We start from the raw sequence: 21,863 nt of genomic DNA on the forward strand, positions 1-21,863 counted from the left end.
CGCCTCCGAGAAACCAGTACAACCTTGCAAAGCGGACGAATATGGCAAGAAAATATTTCGGAACGGACGGAATCCGCGGCGCGACCAATGCGGGCCACATGACGGCGGCGATGGCGATGAAGGTCGGCATGGCGGCTGGCAAGCATTTCGTGCGCGGCGATCACCGCCACCGCGTGGTGATCGGCAAGGACACCCGCCTGTCGGGCTATATGATCGAAAGCGCGCTGGTCGCGGGCTTCACCAGCGTCGGCATGGACGTGACGCTCGTCGGCCCGATGCCCACGCCCGCCGTCGCCATGCTCACCCATTCGATGCGCGCCGACCTCGGCGTGATGATCTCCGCCAGCCATAACCCGTACGCCGACAATGGCATCAAGCTGTTCGGACCCGACGGCTTCAAGCTGTCGGACGAGGATGAAGCCGCGATCGAGGCGCTGATCGACGCCGACATCCCGCTCGCACCTTCCTCCGACATCGGCCGCGCCCGCCGCGTCGATGACGTCAAGGGCCGCTACATCCACTTCGCCAAGGCAACCTTCCCCGCCGATCTCAGCCTCGACGGGCTCAAGATCGTGGTCGATTGCGCGAACGGCGCCGCCTATCAGGTCGCACCCTCGGCGCTGTGGGAGCTCGGCGCCGAAGTCGTCGCGATCGGCGTCTCACCCAATGGCAAGAATATCAACGATCAGGTCGGCTCGACCGCGCCGCTTACCCTGTGTGAGACGGTGGTCGCATCGGGCGCGCATATCGGCATCGCATTGGACGGCGACGCCGACCGGCTGATCGTCGCGGACGAACAGGGTCAGGTGGTCGACGGCGATCAGCTGATGGCGGCGATCGCCGGCGGCTGGGCGCGGCAGGGGCGGCTCGCGGGCGGCGGTCTCGTCGCCACGGTCATGTCCAATCTCGGCCTCGAACGCCATCTCTCCGCACAAGGCCTTGGCCTCGTCCGCACCAAGGTCGGCGACCGCCACGTCCTCGAAAAGATGCGCGCTTCGGGCTATAATGTCGGCGGCGAACAGTCGGGCCACATCATCCTGTCCGACTATGCCACCACCGGCGACGGCCTGATCGCCGCGCTGCAGATCCTCGCCGAGATCGTCCGTGCCGGCGCCCCCGCCAGCGAAGTGCTGCACCGCTTCGATCCCTTGCCGCAATTGCTCAAAAATGTCCGCTTCTCGGGCGGCAAGCCGCTCGAACACGGCGCGGTGCAGGACGTGATCGCCGCCGCCGAAGCCGAACTAGAGGGCGTCGGCCGCCTCGTCATCCGCCCCTCCGGCACCGAACCGGTGATCCGCGTGATGGCAGAAGGCGAAGACATGGCGCAGGTCGAGGCGGTGGTGGACCGCATCTGCGACGCGGTGCGCAAGGCGGCGGCGTAAGCGTGGAGCCGGACTGGCAACCGTTCCACACGCTCGACCTCACGGCACAGGGCCTGCTGCCCGATGGCTGGGCGGCACAGGTCGCGGCGCTCGCCGATGCGCCTGAGCGGATCGCGATCATCGACACGCCCGGCTGGAGCTTCGCCATCGTCGAGGGTGACATGGTGCGCGCCCGGCTCGACTGGTTCTGGACGCTCTACCACGGCGTGCTGCGCGACTTCGCCAGCACCAGCCTGGGCCAGCCGGTGTTCGCCAGCAACCGGCTGAGTTCGGCGACCACGCTCAACGTCCTGCGCGGCGGCGGCGCAACCAATGACTGGCACCGCGACGCCAACATCGTCACCGGCGTCTTCTACGCTGCGATCCCCGAAGGCGCGGGAACGCTGTCCTTCCGCGACGGCGAGGACCGCAGCGCGCGCCTCACCCCCCGCCCCGGCCTGTTCACCTGCTTCCCCGGCGCGATCGAACACCGCGTCGATCCGCTGCCCGAAGGCGGCGAGCGCCTCGCCATCGCGATGGTCTACCACCCCAGCCCCACCGACCAGCCGCCAGCCTTCGGCCGGGACGTGTATACCCTCTAAATCCCCCGCCCGCTTGCGGGAGGGCGCCAATAACTCCCCTCCCGCTTGCGGGAGGGGCTGGGGGAGGGCATGTCAAACTCCCGACATCCGGGAGGACAGCCCCTCCCCCGACCCCTCCCGCACGCGGGAGGGGAGAAGGAGCCCAAAATGCTCGAAATGCGCCCCGACTGCGAACGCTGCGGCACCGATCTTCCCGCCGATCAGGGTGGTGCGTTCATCTGCTCGTTCGAATGCAGCTTCTGCGCCGATTGCGCCGATCAGCTGGACGAGACCTGCCCCAATTGCGGCGGCGAACTGCTCGACCGCCCGGCCCGCGTCGGCGACGCGCTCAAGAAATATCCAGCCAGCACCGCGCGGCGCTTCAGCGGGAACGACAATTGACTCGCATCGCCGTCGTCGGCACCGGCGCGGTCGGCGCCAGCATCGCCGCCTGGCTGATCGCCACGCCGGGCCATGACGTCACCCTGTGCGCGCGCACCCCGTTCGCCACGCTGCGGGTCGAAACCCCCGACGGCGTGCTCGAAAGCACCCCCCGCCTCCTCACCGACCCCGCTACCGTCCAGCCCGCCGACTGGGTGTTGGTGGTGACCAAGACCTATGACGCCCCCGGCGCGCAGGCCTGGCTCGACCATCTGGTCGGCCCCACCGCCCACGTCGCGATCCTCCAGAACGGGGTCGAGCATTACAGCCGCTTCCTCACCCTCGACCCGGCGCGCATCGCGCCCGTCATCGTCGACATCCCCGCCGAACGCCGCGCCCCCGGCAATATCGTTCAGCGCCGCAACGGCAGCCTCACCGTCCCCAACGACGCCGCCGGCCACGCCTTCGCCGCTTTGTTCGCACACAGCCCGATCGAAACGATCCTGACCGACGACTGGCTGACCGCCGCGTGGCGCAAGCTCGCGGTCAACTGCGCCGGCGCCGTCAACGCCCTCACCCTCCAGCCCGCCGGCATCGCCCGCGACGATGAAGCCGCCGAGCTAATGCGCGCGCTGATCCGCGAATGCATCGCCGTCGGCCGCGCCGAGGGCGCGAGCCTCCCCGACGACCTGCCCGATCAGGTGGTCGAGGGCTATCGCAGCGGCCCGGCGGACTCGATCAACTCGATCCACGCCGACCGCCTCGCGGCCCGCCCGACCGAGGCCGACGCCCGCAATGGCGTGATTGCGCGACTGGGTGCGAAACACGGCATCGACGCCCCGCTCAACCGCATGGCCGATGTGGTGCTGAGGAAGAGTGGACGCGACAACTAGGAGGCTCGGAGCAATTCCTCCCCTGCCCCGCAGGGGAGGTGGCATCGCGAAGCGATGACGGAGGGGCCGCCGCTGCAAGCGGCGGAATTTTGCCGAGCTGTTCACGGCCGTCTGCGCGGCCGCCCCTCCACCACCGCCTCCCGCGGCGGTGCCCCTCCCCTGAGACAAGCTCAGGGGAGGAATAGCCACCCACCCTTTCCTACAGCCCCCCGCCTGTGTCATGGCTTGACGACAATGTCCGCGACCATCCAACCTCGACCCCATCGGCCTGACGCCCGCGTCGCGCTTCGGTCGCGCTACTGCCCAGCAACCGTCGCTTCCCCGTCGCCAACCGGTCGCCCGCCCGTTGTCAGCCTGTCGCGTCGCCGTTGCGCATCTGTCGCCCGGATGTCGCCCCGGTGTCGCGTCGGTGTCGCGTCGCGGTCCGGAACCCGACGCGAACCCGTCCTGTCGCCCCGACACACCCCCTTTTTCGTCAGCATCGTCCGGACAGTCGCGCCATGAGCATCCCCCGCATCCTGATCATCGCCGGCTCCGACTCCGGCGGCGGGGCCGGGATCCAGGCCGATATCCGCACCGTCACCATGCTCGGCGGCCATGCGACGACCGCGATCACCGCGATCACCGCGCAGAACACGCTCGGCGTCACCGCCATCCACCCGGTGCCGGTCGATATCGTGCTGGCCCAGATCGACGCCGTGACCTCCGACATCGGCTGCGACGCGGTAAAGATCGGGATGATCGGATCGGCGGAGATCGCGAACGCCGTCGCCGACCGGCTGGAAGCGCTCGACTGCCCGATCGTGTTCGATCCGGTGATGATCGCCACCAGCGGATCGGTGCTCGCCGACCCGGATACGATTGTCGCATTCGAACGGCTGATGACGATCGCGTCGGTCGTCACCCCCAATTTTCCCGAGCTCACCGCGCTCGGCGGGCGCCAGACGGTGCTCGGCTATGGCTGCCACCTCGCCGAAAAGGGCGGGCACAAGGAGGGGCCAACGGTCATCGACCAACTCTACGCCCCCAAGGACCGGCTGGTGATGGAGATCGAGGCCGAGCGGATCGACACCCCCGACACCCATGGCACCGGCTGCACCTTCGCCGCTGCGCTTGCCACCGGCCTCGGCTCGGGCCTGTCGATCGGCGATGCGTTCATTCAGGCCGTGCGCTTCGTCCGTCTCGCGATCCTCAACGCCCCGGGATTGGGCGAAGGCCACGGTCCGATCGGCCATGCGCTCGGCATGGTGCCGTTCGACGTGGTCGATGGCGCGGACGACGACGATGCCTGACCTGACCTTCGAGCTGCGCCACGCCGTTCGCGGCCCGGTGGCCGGCGTGGACGAGGCCGGCCGCGGCCCGCTCGCCGGCCCGGTGGTCGCTGCCGCCGTGATCCTCGACCCGGCCTGCATCCCCGACGGCATCGACGATTCCAAGGCGCTGACCGCCGCCAAGCGCGCCGCTTTGTGCGAAGCGATCCTCGGCTGTGCCCGCGTCGGCATCGGCATCGCCAGTGTTGAGGAAATCGACCGGCTCAACATCCTGTGGGCAACGATGCTGGCGATGACCCGCGCGGTCGCCGCGCTCGACCTGCCCCCTGCCTATGTCCTGGTCGACGGCAACCGCTGCCCCGACTGGCCCCATGCCAGCGAGCCGGTCATCGGCGGCGACGCCCGCTGCCTGTCGATCGCCGCCGCCTCGATCGTGGCCAAGCACCGCCGCGACTGCATCATGGCCGAACTCGATGCGCTCCACCCCGGCTATGGCTGGGCCAGCAACAAGGGCTACGCCGCCCGCGTCCATCAGGAAGCGCTGCGCAATCTAGGCCCCACCCCCCACCACCGCCGCAGCTTCGCGCCGGTGGCGCAGGCGGAACTGGATTTTGGACCCCCAGCCGAACAGCTGGTCGTCCACGCTCTTTGACATGACGGAAAAGGCCCGCCGCCGCACCTGAGTGCAACGACGGGCCTCCTTTCCTCCCCAGGAAATGGTGACGGCGTTTACGCCGCGAACTGATTCATCGTGTTGTGCGCCCCGCCGGCCTTCAGCGCGGCCTCACCGGCGAAATACTCCTTGTGATCATCGCCAATGTCGCTGCCCGACATATTCTGGTGCTTCACACAAGCGATGCCCTGCCGGATCTCCTGCCGCTGCACGCCCTTGACGTAGCCGAGCATCCCCATCTCGCCGAAATATTCCCTGGCGAGATTGTCGGTCGACAGCGCCGCGGTGTGGTACGTCGGCAGGGTGATGAGGTGATGGAAGATACCAGCCCGCGCCGCCGCATCCCGTTGGAAGGTGCGGATCTTCTCATCCGCCTCATCCGCCAGCGGCGTGCCGTCATAGTCGACGCTCATCAGCTTGGCCCGGTCATAGGCCGAAACGTCCCGACCCGCTTCCGCCCAGGCATCGAACACCTGCTGACGGAAATTCAGCGTCCAGTTGAAGCTCGGCGAATTGTTATAGACCAGCTTGGCGTTCGGAACGACCTCGCGGATCCGGTCCACCATCGACGCGATCTGCTCGATATGGGGCTTTTCGGTCTCGATCCACAGCAGGTCGGCGCCATGCTGCAGGCTGGTGATGCAATCGAGCACACAGCGATCCGCCCCGGTCCCCTCGCGGAACTGGAACAAGTTGCTGGGCAGCCGCTTTGGCTTCATCAGCTTGCCGCCACGGTTGATGACGACATCGCCATTGACGCCCGACAGGTCGGTGACCTCCTCGCAATCGAGGAAGGCGTTATACTGGTCGCCCAGATCGCCGGGCTCCTTGGAGTAAGCGATCTGCTTGGTCAGCCCGGCGCCGAGCGAATCGGTCCGCGTGACGATGATCCCGTCATCGACCCCCAGCTCCATGAAGGCGTAGCGACAGGCGCGGACCTTCGCGAGGAAGTCCTCATGCGGCACTGTGACCTTGCCGTCCTGATGCCCGCATTGCTTCTCATCTGACACCTGATTCTCGATCTGGAGCGCACAGGCCCCGGCCTCGATCATCTTCTTGGCGAGCAGATACGTCGCCTCGGCATTGCCAAAGCCCGCGTCGATATCGCCGATGATCGGCACAACATGCGTCTCGTAGTTATCGATCGCATTCTGGATCCGCGCCGCCTCGACTTCATTGCCGGCATCCCGCGCCGCATCGAGATCGCGGAACATCATCCCCAGTTCCCGAGCATCGGCCTGCTTGAGGAAGGTGTAGAGCTCCTCGATCAGCGCCGGGACGCTGGTCTTTTCATGCATCGACTGGTCGGGCAGCGGCCCGAAATCGCTGCGCAGCGCCGCGACCATCCAGCCGGAGAGATAGAGGTAGCGCCGCTTGGTGCTGCCGAAATGCTTCTTGATCGCGATCATCTTCTGCTGCGCGATGAAGCCGTGCCAGCAGCCGAGCGACTGGGTGTAGGCCGCCGGATCGGCGTCATAGGCCGCCATGTCGCGGCGCATGATCCCGGCGGTGTACTTCGCAATGTCGAGGCCGGTGCGGAACCGGTTCTGCAACCGCATCCGCGCAACTGATTCGGCATCGATGCCGTCCCAGCGGCCCTGCTGTGCGTCGATGGGCTTGGCGGCCCGGGCGATCTCGTCGTGGTAGGTCATTGCGGCACCTCGCTTGGATTGCGAGTGTGACTATTCACTTGGCCCGGCAATTACCGATGAAATCACCGCGCAACTCGGTCTCCAGGTCGTCGGACAGTGAGCAAGGGCGTGTCGTTTTGTAAATTTGTGACCGATCGCAGATCGCCGGAATCGGTCCCGGCGAGTCTTTTTCGCCACACCCCAAACCTAGTGCCTGTGGATAACTTCCGGACTCAACATGTGGATAAGTGCCGAAATGTTCCACCAAGTTAACGGAATCCCAAGCCTTTTCGTTAACCAATGTTCGCTTGACGGAGTCCTGAGTTCGTGGCGTTTCACCGGTTCAACGGGGTTTGGAGTGGTTAATGGGGGTCATCGAAAAGGTCGCTGAGGCGACGCAGGCAGCGGTCGAGGTGCGCACCCGCAGCTGGGTCGACGTGCTCCCGCTCGATTCGATCATTCAGCAGGATTGTATCGAAGCGATGCGCGCCCTTCCGGCCGCGTCCGTTGACATGATCTTCGCCGATCCGCCCTACAACCTCCAGCTCGGCGGCGACCTCAACCGCCCCGACGGCAGCCATGTCGACGCCGTCACCGACGATTGGGACAAGTTCGATTCGCTGTCCGCCTATGACGCGTTCACCCGCGCCTGGCTGGCCGAGGCACGCCGCGTGCTCAAGCCCAACGGCACGATCTGGGTGATCGGCAGCTATCACAACATCTTCAAGGTCGGCTCGGCGATCCAGGATCTGGGCTTCTGGATCCTCAACGACATCATCTGGCGCAAGGCCAACCCGATGCCCAATTTCAAGGGCACCCGCTTCACCAACGCGCACGAAACGCTGATCTGGGCGTCGATGGGCGAGAAGTCGAAATACACCTTCAACTACCGCAGCATGAAGACGCTCAACGACGAGCTTCAGATGCGCAGCGACTGGGAATTCCCGATCTGCGGCGGGCAGGAGCGGCTCAAGAAGAACGGCACCAAGGTCCACCCGACCCAGAAGCCCGAGGCGTTGCTCTACCGGGTCATGCTCGCCTGCACCAAGCCGGGCGACATCATCCTCGACCCGTTCTTCGGCACCGGCACCACCGGCGCGGTGGCCAAGCGCCTGCGCCGGCACTGGATCGGGATCGAGCGCGAGGGCAATTATGTCGAGGCGGCGCAGGAGCGCATCGCCGCTGCGCTGCCGCTCGACGAGAGCGCCGTCACCACGATGATGGCGCCGCGTCAGGCGCCGCGCGTGGCGTTCGGCACGCTGATCGAAACCGGCTATCTCAAGCCCGGCACGGTGCTGAGCGACGCCAAGCGCCGCTGGCGTGCGGTGGTGAAGGCCGATGGATCGCTGCTAACCGATTGCGGCGTTGCCGGGTCGATCCACAAGGTCGGCGCGACGCTGCAGGGCGCACCGTCGTGCAATGGCTGGACCTTCTGGCACCATGAGGGCGGCGAGCGGCTCCAGCCGATCGACAGCCTGCGCCAGACCTATCTGCTCGCGACGCAGCCCTGATCCGCGCTAGAGGGGGAGCATGAACTTCCCCCCCTCAGCCCGCCTCTATCTCCGCCCCGTCGCGCCGGTCGATAGCCCGATCGGCTATGACGGACAGGTCGCGCGGCTTGCCGGAGGCCTGAGCTGGTTCGCTGCCTATGAGCTGATCGCGACCGAGGGCGGGCGCCGCGTCGCGCAGCAACTGGTACCGGTCGAACGCTTGCCCGGTCTGCTCACCCAGCTGCCCGACGCGCAAGCCGAACGGCTGCGCACCCTCGCCGCCGCCATCTCCGCACCGCGCCCGGTGATCCGCGCGGGCGAGCGTACGCTGCGGCTCGACCAGCCGCTCGTCGCGGGCATCCTCAACGTCACCCCCGACAGCTTCTCCGATGGCGGCAAACATGGCGCCGACCCGGAAGCAATCGCACAGGCCGGATTCGACATGGGGGTGGCGGGCGCATCGCTGGTCGATGTCGGCGGCGAATCGACGCGTCCGGGTGCCGAGGCTGTGTGGGAAGGCGACGAGATTCAGCGCGTCGTTCCGGTCATTGAGCGGCTGGCAAAATCCGGCGTCCCCGTGTCGATCGACACCCGCAAGGCGGCGGTGATGGAGGCCGCGCTCGCCGCGGGCGCGCATATCGTCAACGACGTCGCCGCGCTTGCCTATGATCCGCGCGCGATCGAGGTCGTGGCCCGCGCCGGATGCCCGGTGATCCTGATGCACTCACCCGACCCGGCCCAGTCGCCCCATGGCGGCAGCGGCTATCGCGATCCGCTGATCGAAGTCTTCGATTGGCTGGAGGCGCGGGTCGCGGCGGTCGTTGCAGGCGGCGTCCAGCGCAGCAATATCCTGATCGATCCCGGCATCGGCTTTGGCAAATCGCTCGCCGACAATCTCGCGCTGATGAACGGGCTCACGCTGTTCCACGGGCTTGGCCTGCCAATCATGCTTGGCGCGAGCCGCAAGCGCATGATCGGCGCGCTGGATCACGAAGCGCCGGTCGAACGCCGGCTCGGCGGCTCGGTCGCGCTCGCGATCAAGGGCGCGGAAGCGGGCTGTCAGCTGCTGCGCGTCCATGATGTGCCTGAGACGGTGCAGGCGGTGCGGGTATGGCGCGGCATGAAGGACCACGGGCTGGTCGGCCAACCGCGCTGAAGCGGATCAGATCCAGCCTGCCTCCCGCAGTGCTGCCACCCGTTCACGCGAGACCGGCGCGCGCAGACCGTTCGCCAGCTCCAGCCTGACATTCCGCCCGTCGCGCTCGACTGCGGCGACCGCCGCCTGCGCGACCCACCAGCTGCGATGCACCTGCATCCCCGGCACCCCGGCAAGCTCGGCGATCGCATCGCGCATCCGCATCAGGATCAGATCGCTGCCCAGCATGGTGTGGGCGCGGACATAATGATCCTCCATCTCGAGCGCGATCAGCGTCGTCCCCAGATGCGGCGGAAGCCGATCCATGAATGGTGAACGTGGCACCACGATATCGACCGCTGGCTCGCCAGCAGGGTTCGACGCACCCCCATGCCCCGGCGACGGCGCGCCCGCACCGCGCGGGCTGCGCAGGTACAGGAGCAACGTCACCGCTCCGCCGATCACCAGCACCTGCCCGTACCACATCAATGCGCGGTCGATAGTCTCGGGGGCCTTGCAGGTGCCGGAGCAGCTCGCCGCCCAGACCAGCACCGTCATCGGCACCGTCGCGACCAGCGTCGCCGCCACCCACATCGGCCCGATCGGAAGCTGTAGCCGGTGTCCGAGCCAGCTCGCAGCCGCCCCGATCGGGCGATAGATCAGATAGCCGGCCACGATCAGCGGGACCCAATAGAGCAGCCGCCACCCGAAACTCGCCGCGAAGCTGCCGAACGGGCCGATCAGCGCAAGCACGATTCCGATCGCGACCATCACCGCAAGCTCGATCAGGATCTGGCGCACCGTCGACATCTTTTCCCCTTGGCTCACCCGACGCCTCTTATCGCCCGTTCGCGATGCGTGAACAGGCATTTGCGTCACCGTCCACGAAAGGCGCGCCCCGCTCACGCAACCGCGATTGCGATGCCAGCCCGGTCGGGCGAGGCCCTGTCGCGACAACCAGACGGAGCCATTCATGCACGCCGCCATGACCAACGCCACCATCCATCGCCGCCCCCCGCATGCCGGGGGATTCGACCTGTCCCCAACCTGGCGTGCCTTGGTGGCGCTCAGCGGTGGCGCGATGACGCTGGCGATCGTGGTCGCACTGTCTCGGTGGGCGCTGGGCCTGACCATCGACCATAGTTCAGCCCGCCAGCTCGCCGTGATCGTCCATGTCGCGACGGTGATCCCGGCAGTGCCGCTGGGCCTATACCTGATGCTGACCCGCAAGGGCGGCGCACGGCACAAGCTGCTTGGCCGCATCTGGATCGCGCTGATGGTAACGACCGCGCTGGCCGCGATCTTCATCCGTCACATCAATGACGGGCAGTTCAGCTTCATCCACCTGTTCGTGCCGCTGACGCTGATTGGAGCATGGCAGACGGTTGCCAGCGCGCGCCGTGGCCAGATGCGCAAGCACCGCAACCACCTGCTCGGCCTCTATCTCGGCGCGCTGATCATTCCGGGCATCTTCGCCTTTTCCGGAAACCGCCTGATGGGGGCGTGGCTGTTCAGCTAGTTCAGCGGTCCGGGGCGCGTGCGCTGATCGACATAGGTGCGCTGGACCGTGAACGGGCTCACCCGCCCGTCGCGAAAGCGGTCGCGGCGACGCTCGGCCTCGGCGCCGATCTTTTCGAGGCTATCGATCAGATCGTCGAGGTTGCGACGGCGCTCGATCGGTGTCGCGTCGCGGCTCTCGTCCATGCACGCAGCAACCAGGTCGGGGACGCGACGGCGTATGACGTTCGCCCAGTCGACCGCGTCGGTCGCGAGCGGATCGGCATCGGCGATGGCGAGCAGCCGCGTACAGCTGGTCCGCGCCGCCGCTACCCGGCTCACCGCCCAATCGGCTTCAGCGGCGGCCAGCGTCCACGCCGCCTCCAGCGGATCGCCCGGATCCGCCGCCTGCCCGCGCCGCAGCCGATAGCGGTCGAGCTTCGTGCGCAACCGGCGGATGCCGAACCATGCACCGAGCGCTGCCGCGCCTGCGGTGACAAGCAGCACGGCGGTCGCCGCAAGGGCGAGGAAGGCGGCGACAAAGGCGATAAAGCGCAGCATGCCCGATTATATGGGATGCACTGCCCGCTTCGCCAGCCTCACAGCGTGTAACCACCGTCAGCGAGCAACGTCGTACCGGTGATCAACGCTGACTGGTCGCTCAGCAGAAACGCGATCTGCTCCGCGATCTCCTCCGCCTTGGCATAGCGACCCAGCGGCGTTGCCATTGCGGCGAGTTCGGCGAAGGCGGCATCCCGACCGATCTGCGCGACGCGCTCCGCAAACATCGGCACCGCGTCCCACACCGGAGTTTCCACCCCGGCGGGCGCAATCGCGTTGACGCGGATGCCGTCGCCCGCCCCCTCCTTCGCCGCGACCTTGGCGAGGTGGATCAGTGCCGCCTTGGAACAGCCATAGGCGGCCACGCCCGGCTCGGCCTTGATCCCCGCCGCCGACGCGGTCAGCACGATGCTGCCCCCACGCCCCGCCATCGCCCGCATCGCCGCGCGCAGCGTCAGGAATGCGCCATCGAGATTGACCGACAGAATGCGCCGCCACTCGGCGAAATCGAGCGTCGCGATCGGCCCGGCGCCAGCGATCCCGGCATTGACCACCGCATGATCAAGCCCAGACAGGTCGACATCATCCCACATCCGCTCGTCCGCGACATCGCCCAAGACGCGTTGCGTCTCTACCCCCAGATCCAGCGCCCCCAGCGCCGCCGCATCGCGATCAACCAGGATGAGTCGCCCGGCGCCCTCCGCCGCCAGCAACCGCGCCACGGCCAGGCCGATGCCGGACGCAGCGCCGGTTATAAGTATATTACGCGCTTCAAACCGCTCTGCCATCACGGTAGCATAACGACGTTGGGCCCCGACGCGAAGCGGGCGCGACCTGGAGGACTCTATGCGCGAACCCGCTGATCGTTACTCGTCCGTCGCAATCCTGCTCCACTGGCTGATCGCCGGATTGCTGATCGGCAACATCGTCATCGCCCTGACGATGGACAGCGCCGTCCTGTTTCAGACGCACAAGTCGATCGGCATCCTCGTCCTGCTGCTGACCGGGGTGCGCCTCGTCTGGCGGCTGACCCACCCCTGGCCTGCCCTTGCGACGAGCCTCGGCGCATGGGAGCGCATGGCGGCACGGGTCACCCATTTCGCCTTCTATGTGCTGTTGCTGGTCGTGCCGCTGCTCGGCTGGGCGGCGGCGTCGACCGGACGGCGCGGGACTGGCGACCTGTTCGGGGTCATCCCGTGGTTCGACCTGCCGCTCGGCAAATCGGGTGAACTCCACGATTTGACCGGCGAGGCGCATGAGCTAGCCGTCTATCTGACGATCGCGCTGATCGTCCTGCACGTCGCTGGCGCGCTCAAGCACCAGTTCGTCGATCGCGACGGCACGCTCCGCCGGATGCTGCCAGGGCGCTAATGCGCATTTTGATGTAGGCGGCACCGGCCCGCTCCCCCACCCGGCCACCCAACGACAGTGTATTCGATGGGTGGCCGGGTGGGGGAGCGGGCCGGTGCCGTCCCTAGAGATTACGCCGCGTTCTGGTCGATCCCCAGTTCGCCGAGCTTGCGGTAGAGCGTCGAGCGGCCAATACCGAGCCGGCGGGCGACCTCGGTCATCCGCCCGCGATAATGGCCGATCGCCAGGCGAATGACATCGGCCTCGATCTCTTCGAGCGCGCGCAAGTTTCCATCCGGCTTGAACAGCGTCACCCCCGCCCCCTGCGCAGCGCCGCCATGCGATTGCGCACTGCCCGCCGGACGTCCGCCCGCAAGCTGCGCGATCTGCGGGAAATCGGCGCGGGTCAGCGCGTCGCCGTCGCACAGCACCGCGGCGCGGAACAGCGCGTTCTGCAGCTGGCGGACATTGCCCGGCCAGTCATAGCCGCCAAGCAGCGCCAGCGCGTCGTCGGTAATACCAAGCGGCCGCAGCCCCGGCTGTTCCGCGATCCGGGCAAGCAGGTGGCGCGCCAGCGGTGGCACATCACCGGCGCGGTCGCGCAGCGGCGGGATCGTCACCTGGACGACGTTGAGGCGGTAATAAAGATCCTCGCGGAACCGGCCTTCCTCGACCTCGGTCAGCAGCGTCTTGTTGGTCGCCGCGATCACGCGGACATCGACCTGCGATGCATGGCGCGCGCCGATCGGCTGAACCTCGCCCGACTGCACCACGCGCAGCAGCTTGACCTGCGCCTCGAGCGGCATCTCGCCGATCTCGTCGAGGAAGATGGTGCCGCCATCGGCCTCCTGAAAGCGGCCGATCTTGCGTTCGAACGCGCCGGTGAACGCGCCCTTTTCATGCCCGAACAGCTCGGATTCGACGAGGTTGGCGGGGATTGCGCCGCAATTGACGCGCACCACCGCCTTGTTGTGGCGCGGGCTCGCGGCATGGATGGCCTCAGCCACCACTTCCTTGCCGACGCCGCTTTCACCTTCGATCAGCACCGGCACGCGCGCCCGCGCCGCCTTCGCTGCAATCGCCAGCGCGGCGCGGAATTGCGGCGCGGACCCGACGATCTCGTCGAATGCGAGGTGCGCGGACATCTTCTCGGTCAGCGGGCGCAGTTCACCCGCGACCTTCGCCCCCACCGCGCAATCGAGCGCGGCGAGCAGCCGTTCGGCGGCGAGCGGCTTGACCAGGAAGTCGGTCGCCCCCGCGCGCATCGCGCTGACCGCTGCCGCGACCGATCCATTGGCGGTCAGCAGCAGGATCGGGAGCATCGGCCGGTTGGCGCGCAGCTCGGCGATCAGCGACGCCGCGTCGAAATCGGGCGCCCAGCTGTCGAGGATGATCGCATCGAGCGCCATCCCGTCGGGCGTGCCCAGCGTCGCCACCGCCGTTTCATGGTCGCTGGCAAAGATCGTACGCCATCCGCGCCGCGCGGCAATCGCGGCGATCAACCGGCGCTGCGCCGGTTCCTCGTCGATCAGCATCAGCTGGCGCTGTCCGTTGCGCGTCATCTCAAAGTCCCCCAACCTGTCTCGGTTGTCCCTAATTCGGTCACTTGCATAAGACGGTCGGGTAAAGACGGGCTTAAGCCTGACTAAAGCGCAGAGGGGTTGAGGGGCGCGCGACCGCTAGCTAAGACAGGGACAATTACAGCGTTATTAGGGGAAGACGCATGGCCCAGAGCGGCGACATGAAGGCACATGAAGCGACCTATGGCGGATTCATGCGCCTGTTGAAGGTCGGGACGATCCTCAGCGTGGTGCTCGCCGCGATCGTCATCTGGCTGATCGCCTGACGTGAAGATCGCGGTCCTCAAGGAGACCGCCGCTGGAGAGCGGCGCGTCTCCGCGACGCCGGAAACCGTCAAGAAGTTCGTTTCGCTGGGCGCTGTTGTCGCCGTCGAAAGCGGAGCGGGTGACACCGGTTTCCTAAACGATTCCTCCTTCGAAGCGGCGGGTGCGACCATCGGCTCGCGCGCCGACGTGCTGGCCGATGCCGACATCGTGCTGGGCGTGCAAGGTGCCGACCCCGCAACGCTCGCCGGGATCAAGCCCGGTGCCTGGCTGGTCGCGGGACTGAACCCGTTCGGTGAGCGCGCCCGCGTCGATGCCTATGCGGAGCTTGGGATCGAGGCGCTGGCGATGGAGTTCATGCCGCGCATCACCCGTGCGCAGTCGATGGACATCCTGTCGTCCCAGTCGAACTTGGCGGGATACAAGGCAGTGCTCGACGCCGCGTCCGAATATGGCCGCGTCTTCCCGATGATGATGACCGCAGCGGGCACCGTGTCCGCCGCCAAGGTGTTCGTCATGGGCGTCGGCGTCGCCGGGCTTCAGGCGATCGCGACCGCCCGCCGTCTCGGCGCGCAGGTATCGGCGACCGACGTGCGCAGCGCGACCAAGGAGCAGATCCAGTCGCTCGGCGCCAAACCGATCTTCGTGGAGAATGTCGCCGGAATTGAAGGCGAAGGCTCGGGCGGCTATGCCACCGAGATGAGCGACGAATACAAGGCCGCACAGGCCGAACTGGTGTCGTCGCACATCGCCAAGCAGGACATCGTCATCACCACCGCACTGATCCCGGGCCGCCCCGCGCCCCGGCTGATCAGCGACGCACAGATTGCGTCGATGCGTCCGGGCAGCGTCATCGTCGACCTCGCGGTTGAAGCCGGCGGCAATGTCGAAGGCGCGGTCGCGGGTGAGGTGGTCGAGAAGCACGGCGTCAAGATCGTCGGCCACCGCAACGTCTCGTCGCGGCTGGCGAGCGACGCCTCGGCCCTGTTCGCGCGCAACCTCTACAACTTCCTCTCGGCCTTCTGGAACAAGGAAGCGGGGAAGCCGGTGCTGGACGAAGAGATCGGCGACGCGATCCGGCTGACGCGGGGCGGCAAGGTGGTGAATCCGAGGTTGCTCGGGTGAGAATGCAGGTAAGCACGCACCTGATGCCGCACATCTCAAGTACGGCCTATCGCCAGATTGCCGCGTTTTTTGTAGCGTTTGCAGCGTTAGTTAGCGGCGGCGCGACTGCGGCGGACTTTGGACGCTCGGCAACTTGGATTGCAGAGCCCCTGCAAAGTGATGGTGCGCCATACGAGATCCACCTGAACCGCGTGCACAAGCTTGAGACTCGACTCCTGCCAGTCCGCCTTGCAAGCGCGTCGGCTGACATCTCGGATGATCAAGGGAATGTCGTCGTGCGAGCAGGTGCCCAGTTGGTTTGGGTACCAAAAATGGGCGGCCTTAAGAATGACCGCGACTTGTACTGCACGTTCCGAAGCTTGAAGAATCAAAGCGAACCGTATTGGCGATATAGCACGGCCAGCAATAAGCTAATCTGTCTGCTCGACCAAAACAGCGATCAGATTTTTGTTGGCTATCAAAATTGCTACTCTTTCTATCCTGCATTCTTGATAGACGGAAAATGCCATGCTGAAACATTCATCGTACAGTCGGCAGGCTATACGAATATCGACCCAAAGGAATTTAAATCAGACCTAATTGCCGGCCTTCGCTTTTTTGACGGCGGCGGTGCGGGTACTATCTACGAATGCGCAGGGAGCAAATCCTCCTGCGACCCGATTACACGCCGTTCAAGCCTCGAGAAGCTGCCTTCCCCGTTTTCTTGGCTTGGCTCCGACATTAAGTTCAAACGTGTCTCCGAAAGCCGAGGCATGCTGGAAGTGGTGCCGATACAAACGCCACGCGAGATGAACCTGAATGCGCCATGGGTCGCGTTTAGCATCTGGCTTTAGGCAGGGAATTTATCATGGACTTCATCTCGATCCTGTCGATCTTCGTGCTGGCGTGTTTCGTCGGCTATTATGTCGTGTGGTCGGTGACCCCGGCGCTGCACACGCCGCTGATGGCGGTCACCAATGCGATTTCGTCGGTGATCATCGTGGGCGCGCTGATCGCGTCCGCCGCTGCCGGTAGCCCGACTGCGAAATGGCTGGGGCTGATCGCGGTGGCGCTGGCCAGCGTCAACATCTTTGGCGGGTTCGCCGTGACCGAGCGGATGCTCGCCATGTACAAGAAGAAGGGCTGAGCTGATGCACGAGGCCACACCGCTCAACCCCTGGGTTGCGCTCGCCTATCTGATCGCGGGCGTGTGTTTCATCGTCGCGCTGCGCGGCCTGTCATCGCCCGCGACCAGCCGTCGCGGCAACCGCTTTGGCATGGCAGGCATGTTGATCGCCGTCGTGACGACGCTCGTCACGCACGAGATCGCATCGTTGCCCGAGATCGTCGGCGCGATCGCCATCGGCGGCGGGTTCGGCTGGATCGTCGCGCGCAAGATCAAGATGACCGACATGCCGCAGCTGGTGGCGGGCTTCCACTCGCTCGTGGGCCTTGCCGCGGTGTTGGTCGGCGTCGCCGCCTATCTCAACCCCGAGGCGTTCGGTATCGTCTTTCCCGCTGGGTCGCCCGACGCCGGGCTGATCCTGCCGGTCAGCCGGATCGAGCTGGGCCTGGGCGTTGCGATCGGTGCAATCACCTTCTCCGGATCGGTCATCGCGTTTCTCAAGCTCAACGGAAACATGGGCGGCGCGCCGATCATGCTGCCGGGACGGCACGTCATCAACCTTGGCACGCTGGCCGCGATCCTCGGCCTGATCGCGTTCATGACGGTCGAGCTGCGCGCACCCGACTGGGTGTTTTGGACCGTGCTCGTCCTGTCCTTCGTCATCGGCTTCCTGCTGATCATCCCGATCGGCGGCGCGGACATGCCGGTGGTGGTGTCGATGCTCAACAGCTATTCGGGCTGGGCAGCGGCGGCGATGGGCTTCACGCTCGGCAACACCGCGATGATCATCACCGGAGCATTGGTCGGCAGCTCCGGCGCGATCCTGTCCTACATCATGTGCAAGGCGATGAACCGCAGCTTCATCAGCGTGATCGCGGGCGGCTTTGGTGGCGACAGCGGCGGCCCGGCAGGCGCGGCGGCGACCGATCGCCCGTGGAAGCGCGGCTCCGCCGAGGACGCGGCGTTCCTGATGAGCCAGGCCGAACAGATCATCATCGTGCCCGGATACGGCATGGCGGTCGCGCAGGCGCAGCACGCGCTGCGCGAAATGGGCGACAAGCTGAAAGAGCATGGCGTCCGCGTGAAATACGCGATCCACCCGGTCGCGGGGCGCATGCCGGGCCATATGAACGTGCTGCTGGCCGAAGCGAACGTCCCCTATGACGAGGTGTTCGAGCTGGAGGACATCAACAGCGAGTTCGCCCAGACCGACGTCGCCTTCATCATCGGCGCGAACGACGTGGTGAACCCGGCGGCGAAGACCGACAAGTCCTCGCCGATCTATGGCATGCCGGTGTTCGACGTGAACAAGGCCAAGACGGTGCTGTTCATCAAGCGCAGCATGGGCGGGGTCGGCTATGCCGGCGTCGACAATGACGTGTTCTATCAGGACAACACGATGATGCTGCTCGCCGACGCCAAGAAGATGGTCGAGGAAATCGTCAAGTCGCTCGATTGAGCATGACTTGTCCCGGTCGCTGATAATCGCTTGATATCGCGACGCGACCGGGACAGCATTGCCCCTGCAATCTTGGGGGGATGAGCAATGCTGAGTGTCGGGCGGATTTTGGAGGGCGCATTCGGGCTATTGCGCGAACGCTATGTGGCGGTCGCGGTGTGGACCGGTATCTATCTCGCCGGCAACATCGCGCTGATGCTGTCATTCGGCTCGATGTTCGGGATCGCGACCAATACCGCCGTCGCCACCGATCCGAGCGCGGTGATCGGCGCGATGATCCCGGTCTATCTGATCAGCTTCGTCATGGGTCTGGTCGGCATCGTCCTCTACGCCGCCGCAATGCGCGCCGTGCTCCGGCCAGAAGCCGGCGGCCTTGCCTATCTGCGGCTGGGGATGGACGAATTGCGGCTGCTGGGCCTGGTGATCTTGTTCGGCATCGTCGGCTTCGTGCTGATGGTGGGCTTCATGATCCTGCTCGGCCTGCTCGGCGTTGGTGCGGCGATGGGCAGCCAGTCGAGCGGCGGCACGGTGATCGTGATGATCGTCGGCATGATCGCGCTGTTCGCGGTCATGCTCTACTTCATCGTCCGCTTCTCCCTCGCCTTCCCCCTGACGCTCCATCGCGGACGGATCACGCTGGGCGAAGCGTGGCGGCTGAGCCGGGGGCGCTTCTGGACGCTGTTCGGCGCGGCATTCATCATCTCGCTTCTGATGTTTGTGCTGAATATGGCGGTCTCGCTCGTCACCATGGGTAGCTATATGTTCGACATGATGGCCGCCGCCGGCAATCCCGAAGCAGCCGCCCAAGCCATGGAGGCGCAGAGCCAGTCCTTCGGACAGCTCGGGCCGATGATGATCCTGTCTTCGCTGGGCGGCGCCGTCGTCGCAGGGCTGTGGGTAGCGCTGAGCGGCGGGAGCATCGCCACTGCGGCGAAGCTGTTGCTCGACGACGAGATGGACGATGCCGAGGACGTATTCGGCTAACGCGCTTGCTTTATCGCATCCGTTCTGGAGATAACGGGCGGCAGACCGGTTGAATTCGGAGCCGCCTTGTGCTGACGCGCCGCCCCATCCCGCGATTACATCCGCATTGCAGCGCAAAGCGGAGGGATTGCGATGAGTGACGCCATGCCGGTTGCCGAGCTTGCCGCTGATGCTGCCCGCGTTCTGATCGTGGCACCGGCCGCGGCGCAGGAGCGGCATGGCGCAGCGGTTACCGCGAGCGGCGCGCGCTTGCTGGGCGCGGTGGCTCCGGATGCGGTCGATGCGGCGCTCGACAGCCTGATCGCCGCCGAGCTGATCGTGATCGACGGCACCGGAATTGATCCGGATCGGGTAGCGGCAAGCACCGGACGGATTGCCGACTGGACCCGCGGCGGCGACTGCCGGATCGTCGCCTTGCTCGACGCTGCGGCGCTTGATCTGGCCGCACCGATGCTGATGGACGCTGGCGCCACCCTGCTCTGCGATCCGAGTGCGTCCGACTATGCCGCAGCGCTGGCCCAGGCCACCGCTCCGCCCGGTGCGCGACTGCACGATGCGACGCGGGAGCGGGAGAGCGAGCGGCTGCGGCTGCTCAACGAAGAGGTCGCGCGGCTCGCGGCCGTCCTCTCCGACTTCGCCGCCGATCCGGTGCGGCGCGAGCTGCGCGAACCCGGTCGCGGCTATCGTCCCGAACCGAGCGGCGAGCCCGATCCGGCGCCGCGCGCCGTCCGTGCCACGATCCGCGCCCGGCGGCTGCGCGACCAGCATTTTCACGCCGAGCTGTTTGCCGACCCCGCCTGGGACATGCTGCTCGACCTGTATGCCGCCAAGCTCGAGCGTGCCCGCGTTTCGGTGTCGAGCCTGTGCATCGCAGCCTCCGTTCCGCCAACCACTGCGCTGCGCTGGATCGGGACGATGCACGACGCCGGACTGTTCGAGCGCGAGGCCGATCCCGGTGACCGGCGGCGCGCGCATATCACGCTGTCAGAGCGGGGGGCGGAAGCGATGCGGGGGTATTTCGCGGCGGTCGCGCGGCTGGGACTGATGCCGGCCTGAGGTGGTGAGCCCTGATGGATTCGAACCATCGACCTACTGATTAAAAGTCAGTTGCTCTACCGACTGAGCTAAGGGCCCCCATGCTGGGTCAGGCGCTGCACCTAGGCGGCGATCCGCTGCGGGTCAACCGGGGAGGCGGGCCGCGAGTTGACGGATCGTGCGGCCGGTGAGCGGATCGCGCCAGTGCGGGACGATGGCCAGCAGCGGGCGCAGGACGAAGTCGCGCTGGCGGAACAGCGGGTGCGGGATGGTGAGGCCGGGGCTGCTCCATGGTCCGCGCGACCACAGGATCAGGTCGAGATCGATCACCCGCGCGTCCCAGCGGCGACCACGACGACGGCCAAAGCTGCGTTCGATCTGTTTGAGGCGCGCCAGCAGTTCGGTGGGCGTTTCGGCGCTCTCCACCAGAATCGCGGCATTGACGAAGCGGCGGCGCGAGGGGCCGAGCGGGGCGGTTTCGATTGCCCGCGAGTGCGCGACTACACCGCCGACCGCCGCGACCGCCGCCGCCAGCTCCTGACGCGGCGAGCCATGGCGGCCGCGCCGGTTCGATCCCAGCGCGATGACGTAATGGTGGGTTGAGGCGCTCACCTGCCCCGCCTATCCCGGCGGGATGATCCCGCCAAGCCCGTTGCCCGATACCGAGCCACCGCTCGACTGCCCGCGCTGCCCGCGCCTCGTCGCGTTGCGGCAGGAGCTGCGGGTCGAATATCCCGACTGGTGGAATGCGCCGGTGCCGGCGTTCGGCGACCCGGAGGGCTGGCTGGGCATCATCGGGCTGGCGCCGGGCAAGCATGGCGCGAACCGGACCGGGCGTCCCTTTACCGGCGATTTTGCGGGCGATCTGATGTTCGCAACGTTGGCCAAGTTCGGCTTCACCAGTGGGACTTACGAGAGCCGCGCCGATGACGGGTTGCAGCTGAGCGGCGCGATCATCGTCAATTCGGTCAAGTGCCTGCCGCCGGAGAACAAGCCGACGCCGGAGGAGGCACGAACCTGTCGCCCCTTTGCGGAGGCACAGGTCGATGCGCTGCCCAATGCGCGCATCTTCATCGCTTTGGGCCAGATCGCGCATCAGAGCGCGGTCAAGATTCTGGGCGGCAAGCTGCCCAAATGCCGGTTTGGGCACCTGGCGGAGCATCGCATGCCGGATGGGCGGGTGCTGATCGATAGCTATCACTGTTCGCGCTACAACCAGAATACCGGGCGGCTGACGGCGGCGATGTTCGAGGCGGTGTTTGCCCGGGCGCTGGAGCTGCGCGGGACGGTGTGAGTGTCCGACGAAGCTGACGTTTTTGATGGGGTTTCCGGGTGAAGCGACCGCGAAGCGACCGGTTTGCGCCTGCGACGCGACACAGACGCGACAGTTGCGCGACGCCGGGTGGCGGGGGTCAGGCTGTTCGCGAAGGGCATGATGGCTGTCCCCGAATTGTCGAAGGGACAGATGAGATATGCCTGATCGGGGT

The 21,863-nt window shown here is 66.4% G+C and carries 24 protein-coding genes and 1 tRNA gene; 18 read left to right on the forward strand and 7 right to left on the reverse strand.

Translation table 11 applies throughout. From position 1 onward, the window contains the following. The first annotated feature begins 41 nt into the window (after window positions 1-41). The 6 genes from glmM to VGN66_RS00865 all read left to right on the forward strand — a co-directional run bounded on the left by glmM (window position 42) and on the right by VGN66_RS00865 (window position 5,139). Window positions 42-1,382, forward strand: coding sequence for a phosphoglucosamine mutase (glmM, locus tag VGN66_RS00840; protein WP_327516972.1), 1,341 nt, complete (start codon window positions 42-44; stop codon window positions 1,380-1,382). 2 nt (window positions 1,383-1,384) lie between these two features. Further along, entirely contained in the window at window positions 1,385-1,963 is a 579-nt protein-coding gene (locus tag VGN66_RS00845) for a hypothetical protein (protein ID WP_327516973.1), read from the forward strand. A 147-nt stretch (window positions 1,964-2,110) separates the two neighbouring features. Then, window positions 2,111-2,344 carry a DUF1272 domain-containing protein gene (locus VGN66_RS00850; RefSeq protein WP_224921733.1) on the forward strand — a complete coding sequence of 78 codons (234 nt, stop codon included), beginning with the start codon at window positions 2,111-2,113 and terminating at the stop codon, window positions 2,342-2,344. Then, window positions 2,341-3,216 (forward strand): 2-dehydropantoate 2-reductase, encoded by an 876-nt coding sequence (locus tag VGN66_RS00855; protein WP_327516974.1) that lies wholly within the window; start codon window positions 2,341-2,343, stop codon window positions 3,214-3,216. Before VGN66_RS00850 ends, VGN66_RS00855 begins: the two co-directional genes overlap by 4 nt. Window positions 3,217-3,716: 500 nt before the next feature. Beyond that, window positions 3,717-4,508, forward strand: coding sequence for a bifunctional hydroxymethylpyrimidine kinase/phosphomethylpyrimidine kinase (gene thiD, locus VGN66_RS00860; RefSeq protein WP_327516975.1), 792 nt, complete (start codon window positions 3,717-3,719; stop codon window positions 4,506-4,508). Further along, window positions 4,501-5,139 carry a ribonuclease HII gene (locus VGN66_RS00865; protein WP_327516976.1) on the forward strand — a complete coding sequence of 213 codons (639 nt, stop codon included), beginning with the start codon at window positions 4,501-4,503 and terminating at the stop codon, window positions 5,137-5,139. Before thiD ends, VGN66_RS00865 begins: the two co-directional genes overlap by 8 nt. A gap of 77 nt (window positions 5,140-5,216) precedes the next feature. On the opposite strand, the gene VGN66_RS00870 is transcribed toward VGN66_RS00865, so the two are convergent. After that, window positions 5,217-6,812, reverse strand: coding sequence for an isocitrate lyase (locus VGN66_RS00870; protein ID WP_327516977.1), 1,596 nt, complete (start codon window positions 6,810-6,812; stop codon window positions 5,217-5,219). A gap of 344 nt (window positions 6,813-7,156) precedes the next feature. Between VGN66_RS00870 and VGN66_RS00875 the strand changes: the two genes are divergently transcribed. Both VGN66_RS00875 and folP read left to right on the forward strand, forming a co-directional pair. After that, the gene (locus VGN66_RS00875) at window positions 7,157-8,302 is read left to right on the forward strand and encodes a site-specific DNA-methyltransferase (protein WP_294015376.1); all 1,146 of its coding nucleotides are present in this window, start codon (window positions 7,157-7,159) and stop codon (window positions 8,300-8,302) included. A gap of 19 nt (window positions 8,303-8,321) precedes the next feature. Next, window positions 8,322-9,437 (forward strand): dihydropteroate synthase, encoded by a 1,116-nt coding sequence (gene folP / locus VGN66_RS00880; RefSeq protein ID WP_327516978.1) that lies wholly within the window; start codon window positions 8,322-8,324, stop codon window positions 9,435-9,437. A gap of 6 nt (window positions 9,438-9,443) precedes the next feature. On the opposite strand, the gene VGN66_RS00885 is transcribed toward folP, so the two are convergent. Then, the gene (locus VGN66_RS00885; protein WP_327516979.1) at window positions 9,444-10,226 is read right to left on the reverse strand and encodes a LytTR family DNA-binding domain-containing protein; all 783 of its coding nucleotides are present in this window, start codon (window positions 10,224-10,226) and stop codon (window positions 9,444-9,446) included. A 163-nt stretch (window positions 10,227-10,389) separates the two neighbouring features. Between VGN66_RS00885 and VGN66_RS00890 the strand changes: the two genes are divergently transcribed. Further along, window positions 10,390-10,935 carry a DUF2306 domain-containing protein gene (locus VGN66_RS00890; protein ID WP_327516980.1) on the forward strand — a complete coding sequence of 182 codons (546 nt, stop codon included), beginning with the start codon at window positions 10,390-10,392 and terminating at the stop codon, window positions 10,933-10,935. Here VGN66_RS00890 and VGN66_RS00895 read toward each other — a convergent pair. Together VGN66_RS00895 and VGN66_RS00900 are read right to left on the reverse strand one after the other, a co-directional pair. Next, window positions 10,932-11,474, reverse strand: a complete 543-nt coding sequence (locus VGN66_RS00895) for a hypothetical protein (RefSeq protein WP_327516981.1) — start codon at window positions 11,472-11,474, stop codon at window positions 10,932-10,934. The two genes, VGN66_RS00890 and VGN66_RS00895, sit on opposite strands and share 4 nt — an antisense overlap. Window positions 11,475-11,512: 38 nt before the next feature. Then, complete coding sequence (locus tag VGN66_RS00900; protein WP_327516982.1) at window positions 11,513-12,262, reverse strand: SDR family oxidoreductase; 750 nt, start codon at window positions 12,260-12,262, stop codon at window positions 11,513-11,515. 58 nt (window positions 12,263-12,320) lie between these two features. Between VGN66_RS00900 and VGN66_RS00905 the strand changes: the two genes are divergently transcribed. Further along, window positions 12,321-12,845: a cytochrome b gene (locus tag VGN66_RS00905; RefSeq protein WP_327516983.1), complete on the forward strand. Its 525-nt coding sequence runs from the start codon at window positions 12,321-12,323 to the stop codon at window positions 12,843-12,845. Window positions 12,846-12,955: 110 nt separating this feature from the next. Here VGN66_RS00905 and VGN66_RS00910 read toward each other — a convergent pair whose 3' ends face one another. After that, on the reverse strand, window positions 12,956-14,386 hold the full coding sequence (locus VGN66_RS00910) for a sigma-54 dependent transcriptional regulator (RefSeq protein ID WP_327516984.1): 1,431 nt from the start codon (window positions 14,384-14,386) through the stop codon (window positions 12,956-12,958). 161 nt (window positions 14,387-14,547) lie between these two features. Between VGN66_RS00910 and VGN66_RS00915 the strand changes: the two genes are divergently transcribed. The 7 genes from VGN66_RS00915 (at window position 14,548) to VGN66_RS00945 (ending at window position 20,397) form a co-directional block, all read left to right on the forward strand. After that, complete coding sequence (locus VGN66_RS00915; protein WP_327516985.1) at window positions 14,548-14,670, forward strand: aa3-type cytochrome c oxidase subunit IV; 123 nt, start codon at window positions 14,548-14,550, stop codon at window positions 14,668-14,670. A 1-nt stretch (window position 14,671) separates the two neighbouring features. Next, window positions 14,672-15,793, forward strand: a complete 1,122-nt coding sequence (locus VGN66_RS00920) for an NAD(P) transhydrogenase subunit alpha (RefSeq protein ID WP_327516986.1) — start codon at window positions 14,672-14,674, stop codon at window positions 15,791-15,793. A 23-nt stretch (window positions 15,794-15,816) separates the two neighbouring features. Next, window positions 15,817-16,626, forward strand: a complete 810-nt coding sequence (locus tag VGN66_RS00925; protein WP_327516987.1) for a hypothetical protein — start codon at window positions 15,817-15,819, stop codon at window positions 16,624-16,626. A 14-nt stretch (window positions 16,627-16,640) separates the two neighbouring features. Further along, a complete protein-coding gene (locus tag VGN66_RS00930) occupies window positions 16,641-16,919 on the forward strand; it encodes an NAD(P) transhydrogenase subunit alpha (protein ID WP_066579070.1) in 279 nt (92 codons plus the stop codon). A gap of 4 nt (window positions 16,920-16,923) precedes the next feature. After that, the gene (locus VGN66_RS00935) at window positions 16,924-18,357 is read left to right on the forward strand and encodes an NAD(P)(+) transhydrogenase (Re/Si-specific) subunit beta (RefSeq protein ID WP_327516988.1); all 1,434 of its coding nucleotides are present in this window, start codon (window positions 16,924-16,926) and stop codon (window positions 18,355-18,357) included. An 87-nt stretch (window positions 18,358-18,444) separates the two neighbouring features. Then, on the forward strand, window positions 18,445-19,341 hold the full coding sequence (locus VGN66_RS00940) for a hypothetical protein (RefSeq protein ID WP_327516989.1): 897 nt from the start codon (window positions 18,445-18,447) through the stop codon (window positions 19,339-19,341). Between the two features lie 132 nt (window positions 19,342-19,473). After that, entirely contained in the window at window positions 19,474-20,397 is a 924-nt protein-coding gene (locus tag VGN66_RS00945; RefSeq protein WP_327516990.1) for a hypothetical protein, read from the forward strand. A gap of 2 nt (window positions 20,398-20,399) precedes the next feature. On the opposite strand, the gene VGN66_RS00950 is transcribed toward VGN66_RS00945, so the two are convergent. After that, window positions 20,400-20,475 (reverse strand) — tRNA-Lys (locus tag VGN66_RS00950). A gap of 45 nt (window positions 20,476-20,520) precedes the next feature. Continuing rightward, on the reverse strand, window positions 20,521-20,988 hold the full coding sequence (gene folK, locus VGN66_RS00955) for a 2-amino-4-hydroxy-6-hydroxymethyldihydropteridine diphosphokinase (protein ID WP_327516991.1): 468 nt from the start codon (window positions 20,986-20,988) through the stop codon (window positions 20,521-20,523). Between the two features lie 22 nt (window positions 20,989-21,010). On the opposite strand from folK, the gene VGN66_RS00960 reads away from it, so the two are divergent. Further along, entirely contained in the window at window positions 21,011-21,670 is a 660-nt protein-coding gene (locus VGN66_RS00960; RefSeq protein ID WP_327516992.1) for a uracil-DNA glycosylase, read from the forward strand. The last annotated feature ends 193 nt before the right edge of the window (window positions 21,671-21,863 follow it).

This window comes from Sphingomonas sp. (genome assembly GCF_035998645.1).
GTDB lineage: Bacteria > Pseudomonadota > Alphaproteobacteria > Sphingomonadales > Sphingomonadaceae > Sphingomonas.

Bases quoted from the DNA above. Each gene is read 5' to 3' on its own strand.
- VGN66_RS00895 (WP_327516981.1), bottom strand. From the start codon at position 11,474: ATGCTGCGCTTTATCGCCTTTGTCGCCGCCTTCCTCGCCCTTGCGGCG.
- VGN66_RS00900 (WP_327516982.1), bottom strand. From the start codon at position 12,262: ATGGCAGAGCGGTTTGAAGCGCGTAATATACTTATAACCGGCGCTGCG.
- folP (WP_327516978.1), top strand. From the start codon at position 8,322: ATGAACTTCCCCCCCTCAGCCCGCCTCTATCTCCGCCCCGTCGCGCCG.
- VGN66_RS00890 (WP_327516980.1), top strand. From the start codon at position 10,390: ATGCACGCCGCCATGACCAACGCCACCATCCATCGCCGCCCCCCGCAT.
- VGN66_RS00875 (WP_294015376.1), top strand. From the start codon at position 7,157: ATGGGGGTCATCGAAAAGGTCGCTGAGGCGACGCAGGCAGCGGTCGAG.
- VGN66_RS00905 (WP_327516983.1), top strand. From the start codon at position 12,321: ATGCGCGAACCCGCTGATCGTTACTCGTCCGTCGCAATCCTGCTCCAC.
- thiD (WP_327516975.1), top strand. From the start codon at position 3,717: ATGAGCATCCCCCGCATCCTGATCATCGCCGGCTCCGACTCCGGCGGC.
- VGN66_RS00935 (WP_327516988.1), top strand. From the start codon at position 16,924: ATGCACGAGGCCACACCGCTCAACCCCTGGGTTGCGCTCGCCTATCTG.
- VGN66_RS00885 (WP_327516979.1), bottom strand. From the start codon at position 10,226: ATGTCGACGGTGCGCCAGATCCTGATCGAGCTTGCGGTGATGGTCGCG.
- VGN66_RS00910 (WP_327516984.1), bottom strand. From the start codon at position 14,386: ATGACGCGCAACGGACAGCGCCAGCTGATGCTGATCGACGAGGAACCG.
- VGN66_RS00930 (WP_066579070.1), top strand. From the start codon at position 16,641: ATGGACTTCATCTCGATCCTGTCGATCTTCGTGCTGGCGTGTTTCGTC.
- VGN66_RS00940 (WP_327516989.1), top strand. From the start codon at position 18,445: ATGCTGAGTGTCGGGCGGATTTTGGAGGGCGCATTCGGGCTATTGCGC.
- glmM (WP_327516972.1), top strand. From the start codon at position 42: ATGGCAAGAAAATATTTCGGAACGGACGGAATCCGCGGCGCGACCAAT.
- VGN66_RS00925 (WP_327516987.1), top strand. From the start codon at position 15,817: ATGCCGCACATCTCAAGTACGGCCTATCGCCAGATTGCCGCGTTTTTT.
- VGN66_RS00960 (WP_327516992.1), top strand. From the start codon at position 21,011: ATGATCCCGCCAAGCCCGTTGCCCGATACCGAGCCACCGCTCGACTGC.
- VGN66_RS00865 (WP_327516976.1), top strand. From the start codon at position 4,501: ATGCCTGACCTGACCTTCGAGCTGCGCCACGCCGTTCGCGGCCCGGTG.
- VGN66_RS00850 (WP_224921733.1), top strand. From the start codon at position 2,111: ATGCTCGAAATGCGCCCCGACTGCGAACGCTGCGGCACCGATCTTCCC.
- VGN66_RS00945 (WP_327516990.1), top strand. From the start codon at position 19,474: ATGAGTGACGCCATGCCGGTTGCCGAGCTTGCCGCTGATGCTGCCCGC.
- VGN66_RS00915 (WP_327516985.1), top strand. From the start codon at position 14,548: ATGGCCCAGAGCGGCGACATGAAGGCACATGAAGCGACCTATGGCGGA.
- VGN66_RS00870 (WP_327516977.1), bottom strand. From the start codon at position 6,812: ATGACCTACCACGACGAGATCGCCCGGGCCGCCAAGCCCATCGACGCA.